Genomic DNA, 23,017 nt, shown 5'->3' on the forward strand with positions numbered 1-23,017 from the left:
AAATGTCTGATATCAAAGGAAAAGTCATTGCCATCACCGGGGCCAGCAGCGGCCTCGGAGAGGCTGCGGCAAAGGTGCTGGCTGCCGCAGGCGCCCATATCGTCATCGGCGCACGCCGCACCGAGCGCCTGGAGGAACTCGCCGGCGACATTGCGGCAAAGGGCGGGTCAGTGCGCCTGCAAAAGCTTGACGTCACCGACCGGGCGGATGTGGAAGCCTTCGCAGGCTTTGCCAAATCCGAGTTCGGCCGGTTGGACGTGATCGTCAACAATGCCGGCGTCATGCCGCTCTCGCCGCTTGAGGCTCTCAAGGTCGACGAGTGGGACCGGATGGTCGACGTCAACATCAAGGGCGTTCTCTACGGCATCGCGGCGGCGCTCCCGATCATGAAGGCACAGGGGTCCGGGCAGATCATCAACCTGTCTTCGATCGGCGGCCACAGCGTCTCGCCGACGGCGGCCGTCTATTGCGCGACGAAATTCGCGGTGCGGGCGATCTCGGACGGATTGCGGCAGGAGACCGATCGTATCCGGGTGACGGTCATTTCTCCCGGCACGACGACGTCGGAACTGGCCGACACGATTACCGATCCGACGGCGCGGGACGCCATGAAGGCTTTCAGGGCGATCACGATCAGCCCCGAGGCCATCGCCAATTCGATCCTCTACGCCGTCAGCCAACCCGATGACGTCGATGTCAGCGAGATCATCATCCGGCCGACAGCCAGCCCCTATTGATCAGTTGAGACTGCTGTCAAAGCAATTCCAGCAAAAGTGTTGAGTGGTTTTGCCAGGCAAAGCGCGAAGCGATTTTGCCGGGAATTGCGGAAAACGAAAAGCCTCCGCCGCCTAAAAACCCAGAGACTGCTGGGCAGGCGGCGGCGGGGCGAGGTTGACGCCTTCGAGCTCCAGCATGCGGGCCTTCGATGACGAACCGCCGGGCGCGGAGAAGCCGCCGATCTTGCCGCCGGCCGCAAGCACCCGGTGGCAGGGAATGATCAGAGCGACCGGGTTCTTCGCCATCGCCTGGCCGACGTCGCGGGCGGCTTCCGGCCCGACGCCGAGCTCCTTCGCCAGCGCGCCGTAAGTGGTGGTGTGGCCCCAGCCGACACGCCTTGCCGCCGCATAAATATCCCGGAAGAAGGTATCCTGGCCGGCAAGATCGAGTTCGACGCCGGAAAAATCCGTCTCTTCGCCCTGGAAGTAACGCTTCACCGCCGCGACCGTTTCCAGTATGGCAGGCGTCGGCGCGCCGGCTTCGGCATCCGGCAGGCGGCGCAGCAGGAGCCGTTCGGTCGCCTCTGCTGATTTGGTCGGCAGTTGGAAGCGGGTGATGCCGGCGTCGCTCCAGGCGATACCACAGAAACCGCCCGCGGTTTCGAAGATGAGATAGTGGTGCGTTGTCTCAGCCATGACACAGCCTCCGCGTTTTCGATGACCCTCTAAATCGTATGGGACGGCCGCTGTTTCAACCCGTTTCTTGCGCGTGCCGGGCTTCCAGGGAATATGGCGATGCACCTCGGCATTGTCGACCGACTATCCACTTCACGCGGTCCTGAGCGACGTTTCGGATAAGTGTGGCCCGAGCATGTCGGGAAATTATGTTCTCTTTCTGTTCTTGATGTTGCTTCCTTGCAGAGTATCTTCGTCGCGTTTTGAAAACGACGAGGTGGGTCATGACGACCTGAGACTCTATGAACCAGATGCCCCTCGACTTCGGAGACGACAAAAATGGTCGCGGACGGCGGAACGAAAGCTACGCCAGCGGACACCGACTTTTCTTTGCGCTCTGTCCTCCTGATGCCATCGAGCAGCAGGCGGCCGCAATCGCCGATGACTATCGTCGAGCCTTTTCCCTTTCCGGCAGGCCGCGCCTGACGACATTGCATGTGTCGATCATCTGGGTCGGAGACTATCCGAAGCTGCCGGAGGATGTGGTCTTCGCGGCACGACAGGCCGGCGCCACAGTCGAGAGTGCGCCGATCGCAATGACCTTTGACCGGATCATGCGATTCCCGCAGGCGCGAGCGCTTGTGCTTTGCGGCGAGGGCGGACGGAAACCGCTCACCCGCGTGCATGTCCAACTGGGCGTCGGCATGCACAATGCCGGATTGCGGCACAATATCAGCCGCGATTTCACGCCGCATATGACGCTGCTCTACGACCGCAAAGCCGTGCCGCCGACGACCCTCGACACACCCGTTTCGTGGACGGCGTCCGAATTCCTGCTCATCGAGAGCCTGATTGGAGAAACCGAACATCGCATTATCGATCGCTGGCCATTGCTCGGCTAAGGCAGGCTGATGCCCTTGGCCGCGGCTTGCGCTTGCCCAGCTTCTGCGCATAAAGCTCGTTCAGGTGTTGCACACGGGAAGCGAAATCAGCATGGACGTTTCAGAGATCATCATCCCCGGAGATACGCCGGGAACGGAGTGGCGGCTGCCGGTGCTGCGTTTTAAAGGCCACGATCCGAAGGCGCCGAAGATCTATATCCAGGCGGCACTGCATGCCGGCGAACTGCCGGGAACGGTGCTGCTGCATTTCCTCTGCGAGCGGCTGCGGCAGGCGGAAAACCAAGGCGGGATCGCCGGCGACATCACCATCGTGCCGCAGGCCAATCCGATCGGCGCGGCGCAATCGCATTTCGGCGAGCTGCAGGGCCGTTTCGACCTGGGCTCACGCACCAATTTCAACCGGGATTTTCCGCTGATCTCGATTGTTGATCGCGCCACGCTGATCGAAGATCTCGATGATTACCCGGCTACCGACAGATTGAAGAGGCAGCTACTGCATATGGCGCTCGGGGCCGATCTCGTGCTCGACCTGCATTGCGACGACGAATCCCTGCAATATGCCTATATCGACGAGGCCTTCTGGCCGGAGGCGGCCGATCTCGCCGCTGCACTCGGCATGGAGGCCGTGCTGCTTTCGGATGGCGAAAGCTCGGCCTTCGAGGAGGCCGTCGGCTTTGCATGGAAATATGAAGTTCCCGGCGAACGCCGCCCCCGGCTGCCCGGCAAACTCTCCGTCACCGTCGAGCTGCGCGGCAAACGCGACGTCGATCCGGTACTGGCGAAAAAGGATGCGGACGGGCTCTGGCACTTCCTCGCGGCACGCGGGATCGTTGGCGATGGGAAGCCCGCGGCGACAGTATTTTCCGGTCCGGCCGTGCCGCTCGACAATGTCGAGATCATCCGCGCGCCGGAAGGCGGCGCCGTACTCTTCCATCGCGACATCGGCGAGAGGGTTGCCGAAGGCGACCGCCTAGTGACGATCGTCACCCGGCCGGGGCAGCCGGGCGGCAGCATCGAGCTCACCGCGCCACAGGACGGGCTGATCCTCACCCGAACCTCCGACCGGCTGGTGCGGCGTCGCAGCGACCTGATGAAGATCGCCTGCGACGAACCCAGCAAGGCCTCCCGCAAGGCCGGCACGCTGGAGAATTGAACGGGGCCGCTTTTGTCCTGCTGCGATTGTCGACGCGCTCGGGATAAAAAGTCGCACGGCGTTTGCGCCGGCCTTCGTGCATGTTATCTCGCTGTCATCACAGGGAGATCGATCGGGCATGGCCGTCACCATCTATGGCATCAAGAATTGCGACACGATGAAGAAGGCCCGCAGCTGGCTGGAAGAACACCGCATCGCCTATGAGTTTCACGACTACAAGGCGCTGGGTATCGATCGCACCCATCTCGAAGCCTGGATCGACCAGGCCGGCCTCGATACCGTGCTCAACCGCACCGGCACCACCTTCCGCAAACTGTCCGATGCGGAGCGCGAGAACCTGACCCGGGAGAAGGCAATCCAGCTGATGCTCGACCAGCCGTCGATGATCAAGCGGCCGGTGCTGGAGGCGAAGGGCAAGCTACTGATCGGCTTCAAGCCGGAGATTTACGCCGGTGCATTCGGCGGCTGACAGGCGGCCGGGTGAACTCACGAGGGAAAGAGATGTCCAAGACCACGCGCGCGACACAGGTTCTTTCGCAGGCGGGCATCGCCTTCACGGTCCATACCTATGACTACGACCCCAATGCCGAGCGCGTCGGGCTGCAGGCGGCCGAAGCACTCGGCGAGGCGCCGCGCCGGGTACTGAAGACGCTGATGGCGGAGGTGGATGGCAAGCCGGTCTGCGTCGTCGTGCCGTCGGACCGCGAGGTCAGCATGAAGAAGCTTGCCAGCGCCTTTCACGGTAAATCGGCCAATATGATGAAGCCTGCCGATGCCGAGCGGCTGACGGGTTATCATGTCGGCGGCATCAGCCCTTTCGGCCAGAAGAAGACCGTGCCGACGGCGATCGAGGAAGCCGCGCTTGGCGAACCGCTCGTCTATATCAATGGCGGGCAGCGCGGGCTGCAGGTGCGGCTCGATCCGAAGCATGCGTTGAAGGCACTGAAGGCCGTCGCCGCGCCGCTGATTGCCTGATCGGAGCATGATGCCGAAAAGTCTGAGCGGTTTTTCCGACGACATCATGCTCTCGCTCTTCAATTGAGAACAGGATTCAGAGAAAGCGGTCGAGCAGGCCGGCGATCGCCTTCGCCTCGTTTTCGGCAAGCTTGGAGCCGATATGAGTGTCGATCGATTTGGCATAGACGATCCACATGCGCTCGCGAAGCTTTCGGCCGGCATCTGTCATCACCACCCAGCGGCCGCGTCCATCCTCAGCGAAGGCCTCGCGCCGGACCAGGCCCTCCCGTTCCAGCCGGTCGAGCAGCCGGGAAAGATTATACTGCGCCAGCAACGTCCGCTCCTCGATCTCGTAGGGGCGCAGCTTGCCGTCTTGCGAGCGCGCCAATTCCCACAGCACGTCATACCAGGCAAGCGGCGGCATGCCGGCCGCCTTCAGGTCGGCTTCGATGGCGCCAAGCAACCGCTCGCGGGCGCGCATGATGCTGGTCCAGGCAGAGGTGACTGCTTCGCTCGGATTCGACGTTTTTTCAGACATAAATGCAATTACATCTATCTTGAATTTCGCCGCAAGCACTATTAGATGCATTTACATCTATCATCGTCGTGTGGAGACCGCCATGAGCAAGCTTACCCTCGTCAGCCATCATCTGTGCCCCTATGTGCAGCGCGCCGCGATCGCGCTGCTCGAAAAGGGCGTGCCCTTCGAGCGCATCAACATCGATCTTGCCGACAAGCCCGACTGGTTCCTGAAGATCTCGCCGCTCGGCAAGGTGCCGCTGCTGCGGATCGAGGAGGAAGACGGCAGCCAGGCCGTGCTGTTCGAAAGCAGCGTCATCTGCGAATATCTGGAGGAAACGCAGCCGGGTGTGGCGCTGCATCCCAAGGACGCGCTGACGCGTGCCCGCCATCGCGGCTGGATGGAATTCGGTTCCTCCGTGCTTTCCGATCTCTGGGGTTACGAGACGGCCGAGGATGCCGCGCAGTTGGAGGCCAAGCGCAAGGCGCTCATCTCCAAATTCGCAACTGTCGAGAAGGTGTTGACGGACGGCCCCTATTTCGCCGGCAACGACTTCAGCCTCGTCGACGCCGTCTTCGCGCCGGTCTTTCGGTATTTCGATCTCTTCGAGACGCTCGGCGACAGCGACATCTTCGAAGGGCTTGAACGGGTGAAGCGCTGGCGCAAGACGTTGTCCGAACGGTCAAGCGTCAAGGCCGCCGTTGGCGAAGACTATCCGCAGCGGCTGATGGAATTCCTCGAAAAACATAACTCGATCCTGCTCAGGCTGCCTGCCGCAGCTTAAAGCCCCGCGAGCGGCCGGACATATAATCCGGCCGCTGCAATTCGGCAGCGGCGCGCTTCATTTTCGCCGCAAACGGGTCTAAGTCTTCCAGCCTCCCACCGTCGATGACAGAAGGCAGGTTGAACCATGACTTTCATGCCCCAGAGCCAGAACACCGTTGATCCCGTCAAGCTGGAAAAGCTTGCGGAAGTCGCCGTCAAGGTCGGGCTGCAGCTGCAAAAAGGTCAGGACCTGGTGATCACCGCGCCTGTCGTGGCGCTGCCGCTCGTCCGCCTGATCACCAAACACGCCTATCAGGCCGGCGCCGGGCTGGTCTCCGCCTTCTATTCTGACGAGGAAACGACGCTGGCGCGCTATCAATATGGCAGCGACGAGAGCTTCGACCGCGCCTCCGGCTGGCTCTACGAGGGCATGGCCAAGGCCTATGCCAACGGGGCGGCCCGTCTTGCGGTCGCCGGCGACAATCCGATGCTGCTGTCCGAGCAGGATGCCGGCAAGGTCGGCCGCGCCAACCGCGCCAACTCCACCGCCTATAAGCCGGCGCTGGAAAAGATCTCGAATTTCGACATCAACTGGAACATCGTCTCCTATCCCAACCCATCCTGGGCCAAGGTGGTCTTCCCCGACGATCCGGAACCGATCGCGATTGCCAAGCTCGCCAAGGCGATCTTTGCAGCCTCGCGCGTCGATGTCAGCGATCCCGTCGCCGCCTGGGCCGAGCACAATGCCAATCTTGGCAAGCGCTCCGCCTGGCTGAACGGCGAGCGCTTCGCCTCGCTGCATTTCCGGGGACCGGGCACCGACCTGACGATCGGCCTTGCCGACGGGCATGAATGGCACGGCGGCGCGTCCACCGCCAAGAATGGCATCACCTGCAATCCGAATATTCCGACCGAGGAAGTCTTCACCACGCCGCATGCGCTGCGCGTCGAAGGCCATGTGTCGAGCACCAAGCCGCTTTCGCACCAGGGCACGCTGATCGACAATATCCAGGTGCGCTTCGAAGGCGGGCGCATCGTCGAGGCCAAGGCCTCGCGCGGCGAAGAGGTCTTGAACAAGGTGCTTGATACCGACGAGGGCGCGCGCCGGCTCGGCGAAGTGGCGCTGGTGCCGCATTCCTCGCCGATCTCGGCGAGCGGCATCCTGTTCTACAACACGCTGTTTGACGAAAACGCCTCGTGCCACATCGCGCTCGGCCAGTGCTATTCCAAATGCTTCCTCGATGGCGCGACACTGAGCCAGGAGCAGATCAAGGCACAGGGCGGCAATTCCAGCCTGATCCATATCGACTGGATGATCGGCTCCGACAAGGTCGATATCGACGGCCTCAAGCCTGATGGCTCACGGGTTCCGGTGATGCGGCAAGGCGAATGGGCCTGAGCGGCATCATCGTGCGCTGACTGGATAAAGCGCGCTGGTGCGGCCAGCCCCGTCCTTCGGGGCCCCTGCGGGGCACCTCAGGATGAGGCTGGAGAGACGTGGCGGCTCGGCTCAAGAGGGAGGCAGCGACAACGCAGGCCGGCAATGTTATCCCACGCGGCAAGCACCACGGATCAGCCCTCATCCTGAGGTGCGGAGGCCAAAGGCCGGAGCCTCGAAGGACGAGGGCGGGTGGCAGACACCTCCAGCATTATTGCCGCCCGCCGACCCACCATGCTAGCCTCCCTCTTATGGAAGTCACCGTCTATATTCTCCGCTGCGCCGATGGCTCATATTATACCGGCCTCACCAAGCAGGAGATCGAAGCGCGTGTCTGGGAGCATAATGCCGGAACCTATGACGGCTATACCGCCAAGCGCCGCCCGGTCGAACTCGTCTTCACCGAAACCTATGACCGCATTCGACGCCATCGCCCGCGAGCGCCAGATCAAGGGTTGGTCGCGCCGAAAGAAGGAAGCGTTGATGGCAATGGATTACGAGGCCCTGCCTGATTTGTCGAAGCGCGGGCCGATTAAAGCCGGATGATCCTTCGAGGCGATCCTTCGGATCGCACCTCAGGATGATGCGCCGGTGGCCAGCCCCGTCCTTCGAGGCCCCTGCGGGGCACCTCAGGATGAGGCTGGAGAGAGGGCGTGCCGGTTCCACGGCATCGCGACCAAGCTCTCCTCCTATCTGTTTTTTCACGCAATCCGAACGCAAACCCACTGCACACTTTTGCTGGAATTGCTTTAGCGGATCGCCGATAGCAGCTTACGCACGCGATCGAGATGGGCCCTGCGCTTTGCATCGGTGGCCCGGTCCATGTCGTGCAGGCTGAGCATGCGGAAATTCAATCGCTTCGAGCAGAAGGCGGCGATGCCGCGCTTCAAGAGCCGGCGCACCGGATCGCCCATATAGAGACGCACCAGCCACCAGGGCGAGCCTGTCGTCGTCAGCGCATAGAGCAGCCTGATATGGGTCAGCTGCGGCACAATACGGCCGCCGGCAGCATCATGGCTGAAGGCGACGCCGGGGGCGAAGACGCGGTCGAAGAAACCCTTCAGGATGGCGGGGAAATTGAACCACCATTGCGGAAAGACGAAGATCAGGCCGTCGGCAGCCTTCAGGCGGGCGACGATATCGGCAACGGCTGAGGTATCGTAGGGCTGATCGAAATAACCGCCGCGCTCGGCGTTCGAAAGACGCGGATCGAAATCTTCGCGGTAGAGATCAAGCAGGTCGACAACATGGCCGGAGGCTTCCAGCGCTTCGCGTGCGGTCCTTGCCACGGCAGCGGCGAAACTATCCTCCAGCGGATGGGCAAGCACCAGCAGGATCCGCATCGTCAGAACAGGCTTCCCTGCTTCGGCGGTTCTGCGGGCTTTACGCTGCGCTTCTTGGCACCGGCCGGCGGTGTGCCACCTTCCGTGGTCATGGCGCCGACACGGCCGTCGGCGAATTCGATGGCGATGCCCATGCCGGCGGAGAGGTGAGCAGCCTGCGAGACCGGCCTGTTATCGTCATCGCGAATGACGGCGTAACCGCGCTTCAGGACATTCTTGTAGGAGAGCGACTGCAGCACACGGTCCTGCGCGGAAAGCTCGGCGCGCGCGCGGGTCAGCTGGTGGCGGACCGCCGTATCGGCATGGCGCGAAAGATTGCCGAGGCGTTCGCGACCGCGGTCGGTCTGGGTCTTCAGCCGGGCCGGCAGTGAGGCGAGGATGGCTTCGGCGCGGTCGACGCGCGATTTCGAGCGGTCGATCAGCCGCTCGACCATGCGCTCGGCCCGGGCCATGCGCTCGTTCAACGTCTGGCGGCGCTCGGTGATGCGGCCGGCGAGCAGATCGGGGCGCAGATGCGCGGCGACGCGCTCGAAGCCGCGGCGCTTGTTGATGGTGTTGAGCTCCAGCCCGCGACCGAGACCGGTTGCCGCCTCGTCGAAACGGCGGCGCGGCAATGCGAGAAGCTGATCGAGCGATGGCAATGCCCGCATCAGGGCACGCACCGACTGGCGCCGCTGATCCATCTGCCGGTTCATGCAGCCCTGCAGGCGTGCCGCAAGACCGGCGGCCTGCGCCTCGAGCTCCGCCTTGACCGGCACTGCCATTTCCGCTGCCCCCGTCGGCGTCGGCGCACGGACATCGGCGGCGTAGTCGATCAGCGTCCAGTCGGTCTCATGGCCGACGGCTGAGATCAGCGGTATTGCGCTTTCGGCGGCAGCACGCACGACGATTTCGTCGTTGAAGCTCCAGAGATCTTCCAGGCTGCCGCCACCGCGTGCGACGATCAGCACATCCGGGCGCGGGATGGCGCCTGAAGGTTCCAGCGCGTTGAAGCCGCGGATGGCGTTCGCCACCTCCTCGCCGGAGCCCTCGCCCTGGACCTTCACCGGCCAGACGAGGACATGCACGGGAAAACGATCGGAGATGCGGTGAAGGATATCGCGGATGACGGCGCCGGTCGGCGAGGTGACGACGCCGATGACGCTCGGCATGAAGGGCAGCCGCCTCTTGCGGGCGGCATCGAACAGGCCCTCGGCGCCGAGCTTGCGCTTGCGCTCCTCGATCAGCGCCATCAGCGCGCCGGCGCCGGCCGGCTCCAGCGTCTCGATGACGATCTGATATTTCGAAGAGCCCGGAAAGGTGGTGACCTTGCCGGTGGCGATGACTTCCATGCCCTCTTCCGGGCGGAACTTCAGCCGTGAGAAGGTGCCCTTCCAGATGACGGCATCGATGCGGGCGCGATCGTCCTTCAGCGCGAAATAGGCATGGCCCGACGAGTGCGGCCCGCGATAGCCGGAGATCTCGCCACGCACGCGAACCTGGTCGAAGGCGGTTTCGACGGTGCGCTTGATCGAGCCGGAAAGCTCCGAAACCGAATATTCGGCAAGGTTGGTCGGCGAATCGCCGTCGAAGACGTTGCTCATCCCCTCTTTCTATGTCCATCCGCTGGAAACAGGAAGGGTGGCACGGGCTTTGGGATCGGTTTTCCCAGCCGTTGAAATCGTTGTGGGAGGCGTTCGTCGCCATTGCATCAAGCGCGCTCGTCTCAACGCATCCAGCACATGCACTCGTTGCAGCCAGGTGGACAAACAACAAAATCGCGTAAATATGCTTTGTCGCGGAACGGATAGTTAGAATATGCGTTTTATCCGAAAGGGATTGCTAACCACCGCAATACAAAGGCTTTTCGGCGAAGGTCGCCGGTAAATCTTTGTTAGTTGGCGCTTCCTATGCTTCCCCTCGTTCTCTCTGGGAAGGTGCTGAAATGATTATTCTCACAGCAGCAGCATTGGGCGTCAGCGCCGGGCAGACGCGTTCGGCTGGCGTGATCGCGCTGGTCGCCGCGCTGATCGGCATGACATTCGCGTTGGCGGCGATAACCTCGCCCGGGCCGGTGTCTATTCTCGCATTCGTCTATGCCGTGCTCGGCTATAATGGCGGCCTCATGCTCTTCGTGCTCGGGCTCTATGCCAATCAGCGCCTTCGCCGCGCCATGCGCGTTTCGCACTGACAGCGCGTTTTCACACTGACAAGCGCGTCGCGATCTTTCAGATCGGCTTCCCGCGCTTGCTTTGCTTTTACGCATGTCGTTTTCGCGACATGCTTTATCCCATCCTGAAGATTGTCGGCGTCAATTCGTCGCCGGCCGATAGCGAAAGAACTGAACGCCCACGTCCGCCGCCTTCGGAAGCGGTTCCAGATAGGGCGGGATATTGCCCTTGCCGAGCTCAGCATAGAGCCCATCCGGCTTCAGTTTGGCGATCTCGCGGGTCTGCAGGTCGCCGGGGCAGAAGGCAAGCACCGTCACGCCGGTCCCCTTCAGGAAGGCTTCCGCCTCCTGCGGCTCCGCCATGCCGATATGCAGCTCCGTCAGCATGCCGCCCTGATTGCGATGATAAGGCGCGGAGAGAACCCGGTTCGCGGTGAAGCGGAGGATGGGCACGCCCATTTCCGACGGCGCCGAGACCAATCCGGCCGGTAGCCCGGCGAGCGGCGCCAGCGCCGCTTGCGATGTGCAGGAAATCTTCTTTGCCGGCTCTGCCGCCTTTTTCTGTGCAGCATTCTGCATCTGCAGCGAGACAAATCCTCCGCCGACGGCCCAGGCGGCCGGAGCACTGGCGAGCACGGTGACGATATAGACGAAGGCGGCTGCGACATTCTCGCTGTCGCCGTTGGAGATGCGGCGGACATCTATAATCAACAGGGCAAGCGGCAGGATGGAGATCAGGTTCGAGAACGTCGAACCGCGCACCTGGACCAGCGCGATTGCCCAGCTCGTCATCAGCAGGAAGAGCAGGACCAGGTGAATTTGCACACGGTCACGCTGGACGACGCGGAAGATGCAGACGGCGATGCCGAACAGGCCGGCCGCATAGAAACCACCGATCGAGAAGAGATCGGTGCGTCCGAGAGCGAAAATCGACTGCGCTTCCGAAACATTTCTGAGCCAGAGCTCGACCAGCATCGGGTCGAGACCGGCCAGCGGATCGCTCAGGCATTGCGGTGCGATCACGATCGCCGAACCGAGAACGCCGGCGCCGACGACGGCGAGTGCGGCAAAGCGCAAGGGCCGGCGCAAGCGGCTGGCAAAAACCGCCGAAAACAACAGCAACCCGCCGCCGATCGCCGCCAGGCTGTAATAGCCGAGCGAGAGATTGTCGCAGGTGACCGTCGAATAAAGCCGGGGCGGCACCGTTGCGAAGAAGAGGATGCTGATCGCAATCGCCAAGGCCAGCCCGAAGGCCTTGGCGGCGGCGAAATTTTCGCCCTCCCATGCCCAGAGCAGGGCGATGGTCAGGCAGACGGCGGCGACGAAGGGGGTCGTCTCGGCGCCAATGGCGATGGCAACGGCTGCCGCGATGCCGGCAACCGCATAGCTCCAGGCGCGACGCTCTGGATCCAGCAGCATCGCGATCATCGTCGCGACCAGCGCCAGCTGCGCATTGTGATGATCGATGGCGCCCGGCGCGAAGCGGTTTCCGGTGTAAATCGCAAGACCGGTCAAGCCGAGACTGATATGCATGGCGGCAACACCGCCGATGCGCCGGCCGGCAACCGCCATGGCGAGCATGGCGGGCAGGATGAGCGATACCGGCCAGACGGCGAGCGCCAGCGCTTCGGCCGTCTCACGGGGCGCAAACAGGCCAAAGAACCAGATCAGCGAGGCAATCGGCAGATCGATCAGCCGCGACCAATGCATCAATGTGCCGCCGTCGAGGCCGAGACGGTATTGCATCAGATCGAACCAGCCCTGCCCGGCCAGAAAATCGCGAACCTCGACGAGACGCATTCCGTCATCATTGTCGGGGCCGACGTAATCGGTGGCGCCGGAAAGCTTGGTGATGAGGATGGCGGCAGCAAGGATGACGCTATAGCCGATGACGGTTGGCCAGAGACGCGTCAGCAGGTCGCGCGCCTCGCCCCTGGGAGCGGGCAGCCCGCTCCTTGGAGCGTCGATCGCGGAGGATGCATGGGGGATCGGCTGCACAGCGTTCATTGTGGTTAGCGGTTCGTTTCGATACCCGAACTTTAGCCGCCGCCGATCAAGAAAGTGTAAAGCCGTTTGTGGCAGCTGGCGATTTTGCCTGCGTCATAGGGTCTTATTAACGGCGCATGATTTAGGCTGAGCGTGGCTTTCAAGTGTAACGAGTAGAGTCATGGCCCGATCGCGTACCCATAATCTGAATATTGCCGTCCTGCTCCCCTGCTTTAATGAAGCCGCGACGATCGGCGCTGTCGTGCAGGGTTTCCGGGCGACGCTGCCCGATGCTGCGATCCACGTCTACGACAACAATTCCACCGACGGCACCGCGCTGCAGGCGATGCTTGCCGGCGCGCATGTCGTGCGCGAGCGGCGTCAGGGCAAGGGCCATGTCGTGCGCCGCATGTTCGCCGATATCGACGCCGACATCTACATCATCGCCGACGGCGACGGCACTTATGCGCCTGAAGATGCCGAGGAACTGGTGCGCACGCTGCTGACCGAGCGCGCCGACATGGTGGTCGGCACCAGGCGTGGCGTGCACGCCGATGCCGGCCGTCAGGGCCATGCGCTCGGCAACCGGCTTTTCAACCTGCTCTACCGGATGATCTTCGGCCCCGACTTCACTGATATCTTTTCCGGCTACCGCGCTTTTTCGCGCCGCTTCGTCAAGAGCTTCCCGGCGGTATCAGGTGGCTTCGAGATCGAAACCGAGATGTCCGTGCATGCCTCCCGGCTGAAACTGCCGGTCAGCGAGCTGGAGCTCGATTACGGCCGCCGACCGGAAGGCTCGCATTCCAAGCTTTCGACATTCCGCGACGGCGCCAAGATCCTCTGGATGTTCGCAATGCTGATGAAGGAAACCCGGCCCTTCGCCTTTTTCAGCGCGATCAGCGCCACTTTCATGCTGGCGAGCCTCGGCTTCATGGCGCCGGTGCTGGCGGAATATTTCGAGACGGGTCTCGTCAGCCGCATGCCGACCTGGGTGCTGTCGACGGCGCTGATGATGATATCTTTCATGCTGTTCACCGCCGGCGTCATCCTGGATTCCGTCGCGCGTGCCCGCGCCGAACAGCTTCGTATCCATTATATGGGCCTGGAAAGGCCGAGCGCGATGAAGGCGCCGCTCAGCGACGCGGGGCCGGTCTCGCGCTCGCCACCCGGCAAGGCGGATGCGGCATGAAAAAGCTAATCCGCTTCACCATTGCCGGCGGCATCGGCTTCCTCGTCGATGCGGGCATCCTGTCGGCGCTGCTCGCTCTGACGCCGCTCGGGCCGTTTCTGGCGCGGCTCGTGGCGATCGCCTTCGCGATGGCCGCGACCTGGGCTTTCAACCGGAGTTTCACCTTCGATCGCTCCGGCCGTTCGCTTGCCGCCGAAGGCTTCCGCTACGGCTCGGTCGGGGTGACGGCAGCACTCGTCAATTACGGGCTCTATTCCGCGCTTCTGCTGTCGCTGCCAGCGCTTCAGCCGCTGGCGGCCATGGTGATCGCCAGCATCGCCTCGATGATCTTCAGCTTCTTCGGCTATTCGCGCTTCGTCTTCCGCGCACAATAATCAAACCGCCTCCCAGCCATCCTTCTCGCTGGCCCGGTAGATCGCGTCGATCACCTTCTGGTTCAGCTTCGAATTTTCGAGCGTGACGATCTCTTCCTTGCCGTTCGTCACCGCCCGGGCGAAGGCCTCGACCTGCCGCTTGTACTGGCGGCTGTCCTGGAAGCGGAAGATGCGCGATTCAGAGTGGCTGCGGTCGGCAAGCTCGATCTCCTCCGGCCCCCAGCGATTGGCGTTGAACGGCGACTTGACCTCGATGTACCCTTCGGTGCCGTGGAAGACCATGACCTGGCGGTTGGCCATCTGCGTCGAGATATAGAAGCTCAGCTCGAAATCGCCGAAATCGGCCTTGACGCTCGAATAGATATCCGTGCCGAAATCCGCATCGCGCTCGGTGATCGCCTGGATCCAAAGCGGCTCCTTGCCGGTGGAAAAACGCGTGCCCATGACGGGATAGACGCCGATATCGGGAAGGCCGCCGCCGCCGAGCTCGGGGACGTTGCGCATGTTGGCGGGGTCGCGATTGAAATAGGTGAAAGCGCCCTGCACATGCCGGAGCGACCCGATGGCGCCCTCGTCGATCAGCGAGCGCACCTTCTGCCAGACCGGCGAATAGGCGATCATATAGGCTTCGGTGACCACCACCCGGTTGCGGTCGCGGGCGGCAATCACGTCGTCGATATCGTCGGCCTTCAGCGCTATGGGCTTTTCGCAGAGCACGTGCTTGCCGGCATCTGCCGCCTTGATCGACCATTCGATATGCTGCGAGGTCGGCAGCGGGATGTAGACGGCGTCGATGAGGTCGGAGGCCAGCATCTCTTCGTAGGAGCCGAAGGCATGCGGCACCGAGAAACGGTCGGCCATCTCTCTTGCGCGCTTGAGATCACGGCTGGCAATCGCCGTGACGACGCAATTCTCCGCATCCTGGATCGCCGGAACGACATTGTCGCGGCCGATCTTCGCTGTTGAAATGATACCGAAACGCAGCATGATCCAAGTCTCCCGAACTGATTTCAGCGAACCATATTCAGGCCTTAGCTGCGGCGCAATGGCGCGGCCCGAAATCACGGAAGTTTGCCTTCCCGGATGCGCGGATCGCACTAAGTTGGTCAGGGCGGCGTTCTGCCGTATCCGCGACTTCAATTCCTTCACACTTCTGGAGAGCGTCATGGAAATGCGCCGGCTTGGAAAAACAGGTCTATCGGTCGCGCCGATCGTCATCGGCGGCAATGTCTTCGGCTGGACGGCCGACGAAAAAACATCCTTCGCCATTCTCGATGCCTTCTTCGACGCGGGCCTGAACACGATCGATACGGCCGATGTCTATTCCTCGTGGGTTCCGGGCAACAAGGGCGGCGATTCCGAGGAGATCATCGGGCGCTGGCTAAGCCAAGCAAGGATTTCCCGCGACAAGGCTGTCATCGTCACCAAGGTCGGCTCCGACATGGGACAGGGAAAGACGCTGAAGGAGACCTATATCCTGAAAGCGGTCGAAGATTCGCTGCGCCGGCTGCAGACCGACTATATCGACGTCTATCTCTCGCACTGGCCGGATGAAGATACGCCGCACGAGGAAACACTCGGCGCCTATGCCAAACTGAAGCAGCAGGGCAAGATCCGCGCCATCGGCTGCTCGAATTATGATGCTAAACTCCTCCAGGCTTCCTTCGACGCTGCCGAAAAGGCCGGATTGCCGCGTTACGATGTGCTGCAGCCGGAGTATAATCTCTATGAGCGATCGAGCTTCGAGGGGCCGCTTGCCGATCTCTGCGTCAAAGAAGACATCGGCGTCATCACCTATTTCAGCCTCGCCGCCGGCTTCCTCACCGGCAAATACCGCAGCAAGGCCGATACGCAAGGCCGCGCGCGCGAGGGCCGGGTTTCGAAATATCTCGACGACAAAGGCCTGCGCATCCTGGCCGCGCTCGACAAGGTTTCTGCCGAGACCGGTGCCAAGCCGGCGGAAATTTCGCTCGCCTGGCTGCTGCGCAAGAAGGGCGTGACGGCGCCGATCGCCAGCGCGACCAGCCTTTCGCAGCTTGAAAGCCTGGCAAAATCAGCGACACTTGCGCTTTCCGATGACGCGATGGCGCTGCTCGACGAAGCCGGTGCCTGAAAGAAAGAGACGCCATGACCGTGACGATACGTGATGCCCGCCCCGAGGACGAAACCCGTTGGCGCGAGCTCTGGGCGGCCTATCTCGTCTTTTACGACGTCACGGTCGACGCCGATATCACCGATCAGACATGGCGCCGGGTCTTCGATCCGGCGTCGGCAATCGCGATGCGTGTCGCCGAAATCGATGGCCAAATCATGGGCTTTGCGCTCTATCTCACGCATGAGGGCACGTGGATCCGCGGCAGGGACTGCTATCTCGAAGACCTGTTCGTCGATGCCGAGGCGCGCGGCAAAGGCGTCGGGCGGGCGCTGATGGACGATCTCGTTTCGACCTGCAAAGCCAAGGGCTGGTCGCGGCTCTACTGGCATACGAGCGAGCAGAACAGAACGGCGCGGGCGCTTTACGACAGCTATGTCGAGAGCGACGGCCATATCCGCTATCGCATCAGCTTCTGATCGCAGGAAGTCCTTCGTAAAAGGCGGCATGATCGCCTTCCCAATTGGCCATGCCGGGTTTGGTCAGGATGCCGCGCGGGCTGACATAACTCTGGATCACCCGTTTCGGCTGTTCGTGCCATTGGATATTGAAGGCCCAGAGCTTCGGGAAAAAGCAGAGCGAAGCATAAGGCAGGTGGTCGTGAATCCACCAGGCGAGCCGCTGCCAGTCGCTTTCATCGTGGTAATGGTCGACCATCCACGGCACGGCAATACAGACGGCCGCACCCATGCAGCCGTCAAAGTCCCTCATATCCCAGATGTGATGCGCGGCGGTGGACGCATTGGTCGAACAGTTCAGATTGTTCTCGTTGCCGAACCTGTTGACCGCGGGCGAGCGATAGCCGGATCGGATATGCAGGCGCCCGAACGTTGCCTCCAGCGGCTCCAGTAATTCCTCGCAGAGCCTCTTGCCCGCCTCGATCGCCAGATCGGGATCCTCGGGCATGTTGGGGATGCGGTAGAAATCGGCGATTTCGGAATGCAGGAAATCGCGAAGAAAGAAGTTTTGCGACAGCCGCACGCGGCCAAGATCCTCCAGACCCTTCATCGAATTCGGTTTTCGCATGACGTCATTCTCCTGCGCATCGACGGCAGGAATCATCGCCCGGCACCGATTTCCAGTCCACCCGAAATCGATCGGGAACAATTAGCGCGATCTTCTCTTCTTAATGTGTCGCCGCATTCGCGGTTTTCCCCAAAACAAGGATCGAGAAAATGGCCAAGGAAAAGACGTTGGAAGATCTCTTCTACGACACGCTGAAGGACATCTACTTTGCCGAACGGCAGATATTGCGCGCCCTGCCGAAGATGGCGCGCGCCGCCCAATCCCCCGAATTGAAGAAGGGCTTCGAAAAACACCGCGAGGAAACCGAAGGCCAGGTCGAGCGCCTGCAGCAGGTTTTCGAACTGATCGGCAAACGCGCCCAGGGCAAGACCTGCGAGGCGATCCAGGGCATTATCGCCGAGGGCGAGGAAATCATGGAGGAATTCAAGGGCACGGCGGCTCTCGATGCCGGCCTGATTTCGGCTGCCCAAGCCGTCGAGCATTATGAAATCGCCCGTTACGGCACGCTGAAGACCTGGGCCGCGACCCTCGGCCTCAAGGAGGTCGTCGGCCTGCTCGACCAGACGCTGCAGCAGGAAACGGCCACCGACAAGACCCTCTCCCAACTCGCCACCACGGCGGCAAACCAGAAGGCAAAGGCTGCCTGATGCACACGGCGCCCTAGTAAGAACGGGCGGCCCGGTTTCCATTCCTTACCGGCCGCCCGTCTCCTGTTCACTGTATTTGAAGAAATCGATGAAGGCGCGTAGCGCCGGGCGCATCTGCCGCCGGGTGGGGTAATAGAGAAACGCCCCGGAATAGGGCGCGCACCAATCTTCCAGCACCCGCACAAGTGTGCCGCCCGCCAGTTCGTCATAGACCCGCATGTCGAACAGATAGGCAAGGCCGGCGCCGTTCACCGCCGCAAGCAGGGCCAGCCGGTCTTCGCTGACGATCAGCGGCCCGTCGACCGAAACGACGAGCTCCTGCCCGTCCTTTTCGAATTCCCAGCGATAGATCGAGCCGTTGGTGAAACGCCGCTTGATACAGCGATGATGGACGAGATCGCGCGGATGCTCGGGCTTCGGATGATGCTCGAAATATTCGGGCGAAGCGGCGATCACCGTCGTCAGATCGGGCGAGACCCTGACCGCGATCATATCAGCCTCCAGGCTCTCCTCCAGCCGGATACCGGCATCGAAACCCTCCTTGACGATATCGGTGAAGCCATCTTCATTGGCGATCTCCAGGGTGATATCGGGATAGAGATTGAGAAAGTCGCCGAGGCGCGGAGCGAGCAGCAGATCGGAGGCGAAGCGTGGCGCGGTGATGCGCAGGTTTCCGGCCGGTTTGGCGCGCGTATCGCGGACGGCCTCCAAGGCAATATCGATCTGCTCGAGTGCGGGACGAAGTCTTTCAAGCAGCAGGCGGCCCTCTTCCGTCGGCGCGACGCTACGGGTGGTGCGCGCCAGAAGCCGCACCCCCAGACTGTCCTCGAGGCTTGAGATCGCATGGCTGATTGCCGAGGGCGCGACGAGGAGTTCCTTCGCCGCCGCCCGGAAGCTGCGATGCTCCGCGACAGCGGCGAGAACGGCGAGTTGCGAGAGCTGGGTTCTGTTCATTGATCGAAATGATAGAACAACCCGTTAGAAACTGCATGTATTTTCTGATGGATAGCACAGCGATAAAGTCTGCCCGTAACCGCACAACCGATCAAGCGGTTCAAAACTGCTCACAAAGGAGCGCATCATGAAAACCCGGAAACTCGGAAACGATCTGACCGTCTCTGCCGTCGGCCTTGGCTGCATGGGCATGAGCTTTGCCTATGGCGCCAGCGACGATGCGGAATCGATCAAGACACTGCATCGCGCCATCGATCTCGGCGTCACCTTCTTCGACACTGCCGAAGTCTATGGCCCGTTTTCCAACGAGGTTCTGCTCGGCAAAGCGCTGAAGCCGTTCCGCGACCGCGTGGTGATCGCCACCAAGTTCGGCTTCAAGATCGATGCCAGCAAGCCGGGCATTGCTGCCATCACCGGCGTCGACAGCCGCCCCGAGCATGTGCGAACCGTGGCCGTGGCCTCGCTGAAACGCCTCGGCATCGAAACCATCGACCTCTTCTACCAGCACCGAGTCGATCCTGACGTGCCGATCGAAGAGACGGTCGGCGTGATGGCGGAACTGGTAAAGGAAGGAAAAGTCCGGGCGCTCGGGCTTTCGGAAGCCGGAAGCGCCACCATTCGCCGCGCCCATGCGATCCATCCGATCGCAGCTCTGCAGAGCGAATATTCGCTCTGGACGCGCGATCCCGAAGAGGAGGTGCTTGCGACATGCCGCGAACTCGGCATCGGCTTCGTGCCCTACAGCCCACTCGGCCGCGGCTTCCTGACCGGGTCGATCCGCAAAGTGGAGGATCTCGACGCGGACGATTTCCGCCGGCAGGTGCCGCGGTTCCAGGCGGAAAATTTCGACGCCAATGCCGCCCTCGTCTCGACGCTCGAGCGGCTTGCCGCCGAGAAGGGCGTGACGGCGGCGCAGCTGGCGCTCGCCTGGGTATTGAGCCAGGGCGACGACATCGTACCGATCCCCGGCGCTCGCAAGCTTCACCATCTCGAACAGAATGCGGCCGCTGCCGATATCGTGCTGAGCCCGGCGGAACTCGAGCAGCTCGGCGAGGCGATCCCCGCCGGACAGGTGGCCGGCAAGCGCTATTCGGACGCCTCGCTTGCCATGACGAACATCTAAATTTGGAAAAGCCCGGTCGGCCACAACCGGCCGGGCTTGCCTTCGGGGCTGGCGAAGCTATCTAACGCCATCTTGGAGAACGGGATGAAAATATGTCGGACAGGCAGGCAGTCGAACAGACGGTTCATCTCTATGTCGAAGGCATGGCCTTCGCCAATGAGGCAGCCTTGAAAAAGGCCTTTCACCCGAAAAGCTCGATCATCGGTCATTACGAAAATGCCGTCGAATGGCTGACGCGGGACGAGTTCATCGCCGCGATCCTGCAGGAGGAGCCGGCCCCGCCCGGCACGCAGCCCTACATGGACATTCAGAGTGTCGATGTCGAGGGCGATGCGGCAAGCGTCAAGGTCACCGACGATTTCGCCGGAATGCGCTTTACCGATTATCTCTCGCTGCTGAAGATCGACGGCCGCTGGACGATCGTCGGCAAACTCTTCCATCTGCATCGGTGAAAAGACCGGCCGCTATTCGCGACCGGCCCATTATCTGGCGACGTTGGATGAAGCTCAGCTTCTGAGGACACCGCCGGTGAATTTCATGACGCTGGCGACGATCTTCTGCGTCAGCGCCTCGAAATCCTCGTCCGTCAGCGTGCGCTCGACCGGCTGGATCTGCACCTCGATCGCCACCGATTTCTTGCCGTCGCCAACCGATGCGCCCTCGAAGATATCGAAGACATTGACGCCGGTCACCAGCTTGCGGTCGGCGCCTGTGGCGGCCTTGACGATGGCGCCGGCTTCCACCGTCTTGTCGACGACGAAGGCGAAATCGCGCCGCACCAGTTGGAAGGGCGACAGCTCGAGCGCCGGCTTGGTGCGCGTCGCCTTGCGCTTGGCCTCCGGCATGGCATCGACATAGACCTCGAAGCCGCAGAGAGCGCCGGAAACGTCTAGCGCTTCCAGCGTCAGCGGATGGAATTCGCCGAAATAGCCGAGCACGACTTTCGGCCCCATCTTGATCGTGCCGGAGCGGCCGGGATGATACCATTCCGGCCCACCCTGCTCGATCTGGATATTGCCCATCGGCAGGCCGCAGGCTTCGATAACGGCCAGCGCATCGGCCTTGGCGTCGAAGACGTCGACCGGCTTGCCGCCGCCTTTGGCGGGGTTCGACCAGGCGCGACCGGCGCCGGCAAGCGAGGCCGTGCCGCGGCGGATGCCACCGGCAACGCGGCGCTGACCGTCCGGCCTGTCGTTCTCATAGGTGCCGGAGACCTCGAAGAGAGCGACGTCGCCGTAACCCTTGTCGGCATTGCGCTGGGCAGCAGACAGCAGGCCCGGCAGCAGCGACGGGCGCATATCCGACATTTCGGCGGCGATCGGGTTGGCAAGCTTGAGGGCGGGCGAACCGCCGCCGAAGAGCTTTGCCTGGTCTTCCGGAATGAAGGACCAGGTGACGGCTTCGAGCATGCCGCGCGCGGCCAGCGCCCGCTTGGCGAGGCGGGTGCGGATCTGCAGCGTCGTCAGGATCTTGCCGTTGACGGCCGCGTGGCTTTCGAGCGGCGCCGGCTTGATATTGTCGACGCCGTGGATGCGCATGACCTCCTCGACGAGATCGGCCTTGCCGTCGACATCGGGGCGCCAGGAGGGGACAGCGACGGAGCAGGATCCGACATCACTACCGCCCATGGTGACCACGAAACCTAGCCGGGTCAGGATCTGCTTCATCTCTTCGACAGGAATATCGAGACCGGTGAGGCGCTTGACCTCGGAGAACGGGAATTCGACGATCTTCGGTTGGTAACCCTTGTAGCCGACCACCTCGGCCTTGGCGGCCTTGCCGCCGCAAAGCTCCAGCACCAGTTCCGTCGTGCGTTCGAGACCCGGGACCATATATTCCGGATCGGCGCCGCGTTCGAAGCGGTAGCGGGCATCGGTGATGATGCCGAGGCTGCGGCCTGATTTGGCGATGTTCATCGGGTCCCAGAGGGCGGATTCGATCAGCACGTCGACGGTGTTCTCGTCGCAGCCGGAATGTTCGCCGCCCATGATGCCGCCGATCGACTCGATACCATTATCATCGGAGATGACGACGTTGTTCGGCGAGAGCTTGTATTCGCGCTGGTCGAGCGCCAGCACCGTCTCGCCTTCGGCGGCGCGGCGGACAGTCAGGTTACCGTTGATCTTGGCAGCGTCGAAGACGTGGATCGGCCGCCCCTGATCGAAGGTCATGTAATTGGTGACATCAACGAGCGCATTGATGGGGCGCAGGCCGATGGCGATCAGCCGCTGCTGCATCCAGCGCGGGCTCGGACCGTTCGTGACGCCGCGCACCAGGCGGAGCGCAAAGCCCGGGCAGAGCTTCGGATCATCGAGATCGAGCGTCAGCTTCACCGGCGTCTCACCCTCGACGGCGAAGGACGGGGCGGGCCGCGTCTTCAGCGTGCCGAGGCCGGAGGCGGCGAGATCGCGGGCGATGCCGTGGATCGAGGTGCAGTCCGGCCGGTTGGGCGTCAGGTTGATCTCGATGAGGGGATCGTCGAGATGAGCATAGGCGGCATAACTCTGGCCGACCGGCGCATCCTCGGGCAGATCGATGATGCCGTCGTGGCTGTCGGAGATCTGCAGCTCCTTTTCGGAGCACATCATGCCATGGCTTTCGACGCCGCGGATGTTGCCGACGGCGAGCGTCACATCGATGCCGGGAACATAGGTTCCGGGCGCTGCGAAGGCGCCGACGAGGCCGGCGCGCGCATTCGGGGCGCCGCAGACGACCTGGACCGGTGCGCCGGATCCGGTATCGACCATCAGCACTTTCAGGCGATCGGCCTGGGGATGTTTTTCGGCCGAGACGACCCTGGCGATGACGAAGGGCTTGAAGGCCGCCTTGTCGTCGACATCCTCGACCTCCAGCCCGATCTCGGTGAGGCGCGTGCAGATTTCATCGAGGCCGGCATCCGTTTCCAGATGCTCTTTCAGCCAGGAGAGCGTGAATTTCATCGTCCCAAT

General features: G+C 62.2%; 24 protein-coding genes and 1 pseudogene. 16 read left to right on the top strand and 9 right to left on the bottom strand.

Annotated elements, in window-relative coordinates; genetic code table 11:
- Positions 1-2: 2 nt before the first annotated feature.
- On the top strand, positions 3-737 hold the full coding sequence (locus OLZ32_RS14915) for an SDR family oxidoreductase (protein WP_264421612.1): 735 nt from the start codon (positions 3-5) through the stop codon (positions 735-737).
- 111 nt (positions 738-848) lie between these two features.
- On the opposite strand, the gene OLZ32_RS14920 is transcribed toward OLZ32_RS14915, so the two are convergent.
- A complete protein-coding gene (locus OLZ32_RS14920; protein ID WP_264421613.1) occupies positions 849-1,412 on the bottom strand; it encodes a methylated-DNA--[protein]-cysteine S-methyltransferase in 564 nt (187 codons plus the stop codon).
- A gap of 281 nt (positions 1,413-1,693) precedes the next feature.
- On the opposite strand from OLZ32_RS14920, the gene OLZ32_RS14925 reads away from it, so the two are divergent.
- From OLZ32_RS14925 to ybaK, 4 genes are all read left to right on the top strand, one after another.
- Positions 1,694-2,293, top strand: coding sequence for a 2'-5' RNA ligase family protein (locus tag OLZ32_RS14925; RefSeq protein ID WP_264421615.1), 600 nt, complete (start codon positions 1,694-1,696; stop codon positions 2,291-2,293).
- A gap of 91 nt (positions 2,294-2,384) precedes the next feature.
- Positions 2,385-3,446, top strand: coding sequence for a succinylglutamate desuccinylase/aspartoacylase family protein (locus OLZ32_RS14930; protein ID WP_003544660.1), 1,062 nt, complete (start codon positions 2,385-2,387; stop codon positions 3,444-3,446).
- A 118-nt stretch (positions 3,447-3,564) separates the two neighbouring features.
- Positions 3,565-3,915 carry an ArsC family reductase gene (locus tag OLZ32_RS14935; RefSeq protein ID WP_003544659.1) on the top strand — a complete coding sequence of 117 codons (351 nt, stop codon included), beginning with the start codon at positions 3,565-3,567 and terminating at the stop codon, positions 3,913-3,915.
- A gap of 32 nt (positions 3,916-3,947) precedes the next feature.
- Entirely contained in the window at positions 3,948-4,421 is a 474-nt protein-coding gene (ybaK, locus tag OLZ32_RS14940) for a Cys-tRNA(Pro) deacylase (RefSeq protein ID WP_003544657.1), read from the top strand.
- A 76-nt stretch (positions 4,422-4,497) separates the two neighbouring features.
- On the opposite strand, the gene OLZ32_RS14945 is transcribed toward ybaK, so the two are convergent.
- Positions 4,498-4,941: a MarR family winged helix-turn-helix transcriptional regulator gene (locus OLZ32_RS14945; RefSeq protein ID WP_264421617.1), complete on the bottom strand. Its 444-nt coding sequence runs from the start codon at positions 4,939-4,941 to the stop codon at positions 4,498-4,500.
- An 82-nt stretch (positions 4,942-5,023) separates the two neighbouring features.
- On the opposite strand from OLZ32_RS14945, the gene OLZ32_RS14950 reads away from it, so the two are divergent.
- The 3 genes and pseudogenes from OLZ32_RS14950 to OLZ32_RS14960 all read left to right on the top strand — a co-directional run bounded on the left by OLZ32_RS14950 (position 5,024) and on the right by OLZ32_RS14960 (position 7,672).
- A complete protein-coding gene (locus OLZ32_RS14950; RefSeq protein WP_003544653.1) occupies positions 5,024-5,707 on the top strand; it encodes a glutathione S-transferase family protein in 684 nt (227 codons plus the stop codon).
- Between the two features lie 126 nt (positions 5,708-5,833).
- A complete protein-coding gene (locus OLZ32_RS14955) occupies positions 5,834-7,087 on the top strand; it encodes an aminopeptidase (RefSeq protein WP_017990010.1) in 1,254 nt (417 codons plus the stop codon).
- A gap of 290 nt (positions 7,088-7,377) precedes the next feature.
- A pseudogene (locus OLZ32_RS14960) lies at positions 7,378-7,672 on the top strand (GIY-YIG nuclease family protein).
- Positions 7,673-7,875: 203 nt separating this feature from the next.
- Here OLZ32_RS14960 and OLZ32_RS14965 read toward each other — a convergent pair.
- Both OLZ32_RS14965 and xseA read right to left on the bottom strand, forming a co-directional pair.
- Positions 7,876-8,469 (bottom strand): NAD(P)H-dependent oxidoreductase, encoded by a 594-nt coding sequence (locus OLZ32_RS14965; protein WP_264421619.1) that lies wholly within the window; start codon positions 8,467-8,469, stop codon positions 7,876-7,878.
- Between the two features lie 2 nt (positions 8,470-8,471).
- Positions 8,472-10,052: an exodeoxyribonuclease VII large subunit gene (gene xseA, locus OLZ32_RS14970; protein WP_264421621.1), complete on the bottom strand. Its 1,581-nt coding sequence runs from the start codon at positions 10,050-10,052 to the stop codon at positions 8,472-8,474.
- 341 nt (positions 10,053-10,393) lie between these two features.
- Here xseA and OLZ32_RS14975 point away from each other — a divergent pair, with 341 nt between their 5' ends.
- A complete protein-coding gene (locus OLZ32_RS14975) occupies positions 10,394-10,639 on the top strand; it encodes a hypothetical protein (protein ID WP_003544643.1) in 246 nt (81 codons plus the stop codon).
- Positions 10,640-10,759: 120 nt separating this feature from the next.
- Here OLZ32_RS14975 and OLZ32_RS14980 read toward each other — a convergent pair whose 3' ends face one another.
- On the bottom strand, positions 10,760-12,625 hold the full coding sequence (locus OLZ32_RS14980; protein ID WP_264421623.1) for a hypothetical protein: 1,866 nt from the start codon (positions 12,623-12,625) through the stop codon (positions 10,760-10,762).
- Positions 12,626-12,785: 160 nt separating this feature from the next.
- On the opposite strand from OLZ32_RS14980, the gene OLZ32_RS14985 reads away from it, so the two are divergent.
- Complete coding sequence (locus OLZ32_RS14985; protein WP_264421625.1) at positions 12,786-13,793, top strand: glycosyltransferase; 1,008 nt, start codon at positions 12,786-12,788, stop codon at positions 13,791-13,793.
- On the top strand, positions 13,790-14,167 hold the full coding sequence (locus tag OLZ32_RS14990; protein WP_017990005.1) for a GtrA family protein: 378 nt from the start codon (positions 13,790-13,792) through the stop codon (positions 14,165-14,167). Before OLZ32_RS14985 ends, OLZ32_RS14990 begins: the two co-directional genes overlap by 4 nt.
- Here the strand turns inward: OLZ32_RS14990 and OLZ32_RS14995 are convergent, their stop codons facing one another.
- Complete coding sequence (locus tag OLZ32_RS14995) at positions 14,168-15,154, bottom strand: Gfo/Idh/MocA family protein (RefSeq protein ID WP_003544635.1); 987 nt, start codon at positions 15,152-15,154, stop codon at positions 14,168-14,170.
- Positions 15,155-15,332: 178 nt separating this feature from the next.
- On the opposite strand from OLZ32_RS14995, the gene OLZ32_RS15000 reads away from it, so the two are divergent.
- Together OLZ32_RS15000 and OLZ32_RS15005 are read left to right on the top strand one after the other, a co-directional pair.
- The gene (locus tag OLZ32_RS15000; RefSeq protein WP_264421627.1) at positions 15,333-16,280 is read left to right on the top strand and encodes an aldo/keto reductase; all 948 of its coding nucleotides are present in this window, start codon (positions 15,333-15,335) and stop codon (positions 16,278-16,280) included.
- A 14-nt stretch (positions 16,281-16,294) separates the two neighbouring features.
- Positions 16,295-16,738, top strand: a complete 444-nt coding sequence (locus OLZ32_RS15005; protein ID WP_264421629.1) for a GNAT family N-acetyltransferase — start codon at positions 16,295-16,297, stop codon at positions 16,736-16,738.
- Here the strand turns inward: OLZ32_RS15005 and OLZ32_RS15010 are convergent.
- Positions 16,728-17,381 carry a hypothetical protein gene (locus OLZ32_RS15010; RefSeq protein ID WP_032987361.1) on the bottom strand — a complete coding sequence of 218 codons (654 nt, stop codon included), beginning with the start codon at positions 17,379-17,381 and terminating at the stop codon, positions 16,728-16,730. The two genes, OLZ32_RS15005 and OLZ32_RS15010, sit on opposite strands and share 11 nt — an antisense overlap.
- A 113-nt stretch (positions 17,382-17,494) precedes the next feature.
- Between OLZ32_RS15010 and OLZ32_RS15015 the strand changes: the two genes are divergently transcribed.
- Entirely contained in the window at positions 17,495-17,992 is a 498-nt protein-coding gene (locus tag OLZ32_RS15015) for a YciE/YciF ferroxidase family protein (RefSeq protein ID WP_003544628.1), read from the top strand.
- A gap of 45 nt (positions 17,993-18,037) precedes the next feature.
- Here OLZ32_RS15015 and OLZ32_RS15020 read toward each other — a convergent pair whose 3' ends face one another.
- Positions 18,038-18,946 carry a LysR family transcriptional regulator gene (locus OLZ32_RS15020; protein ID WP_264421631.1) on the bottom strand — a complete coding sequence of 303 codons (909 nt, stop codon included), beginning with the start codon at positions 18,944-18,946 and terminating at the stop codon, positions 18,038-18,040.
- Between the two features lie 127 nt (positions 18,947-19,073).
- Between OLZ32_RS15020 and OLZ32_RS15025 the strand changes: the two genes are divergently transcribed.
- Together OLZ32_RS15025 and OLZ32_RS15030 are read left to right on the top strand one after the other, a co-directional pair.
- The gene (locus OLZ32_RS15025) at positions 19,074-20,069 is read left to right on the top strand and encodes an aldo/keto reductase (protein ID WP_264421633.1); all 996 of its coding nucleotides are present in this window, start codon (positions 19,074-19,076) and stop codon (positions 20,067-20,069) included.
- 92 nt (positions 20,070-20,161) lie between these two features.
- Positions 20,162-20,521 carry a nuclear transport factor 2 family protein gene (locus OLZ32_RS15030; RefSeq protein WP_264421635.1) on the top strand — a complete coding sequence of 120 codons (360 nt, stop codon included), beginning with the start codon at positions 20,162-20,164 and terminating at the stop codon, positions 20,519-20,521.
- A 54-nt stretch (positions 20,522-20,575) separates the two neighbouring features.
- Here OLZ32_RS15030 and pheT read toward each other — a convergent pair whose 3' ends face one another.
- Positions 20,576-23,008 (bottom strand): phenylalanine--tRNA ligase subunit beta, encoded by a 2,433-nt coding sequence (gene pheT, locus OLZ32_RS15035; RefSeq protein ID WP_264421637.1) that lies wholly within the window; start codon positions 23,006-23,008, stop codon positions 20,576-20,578.
- Positions 23,009-23,017 lie beyond the last annotated feature (9 nt).

The sequence above is a fragment of the Rhizobium acaciae genome (assembly GCF_025941625.1).
Classification (GTDB): domain Bacteria; phylum Pseudomonadota; class Alphaproteobacteria; order Rhizobiales; family Rhizobiaceae; genus Rhizobium; species Rhizobium acaciae.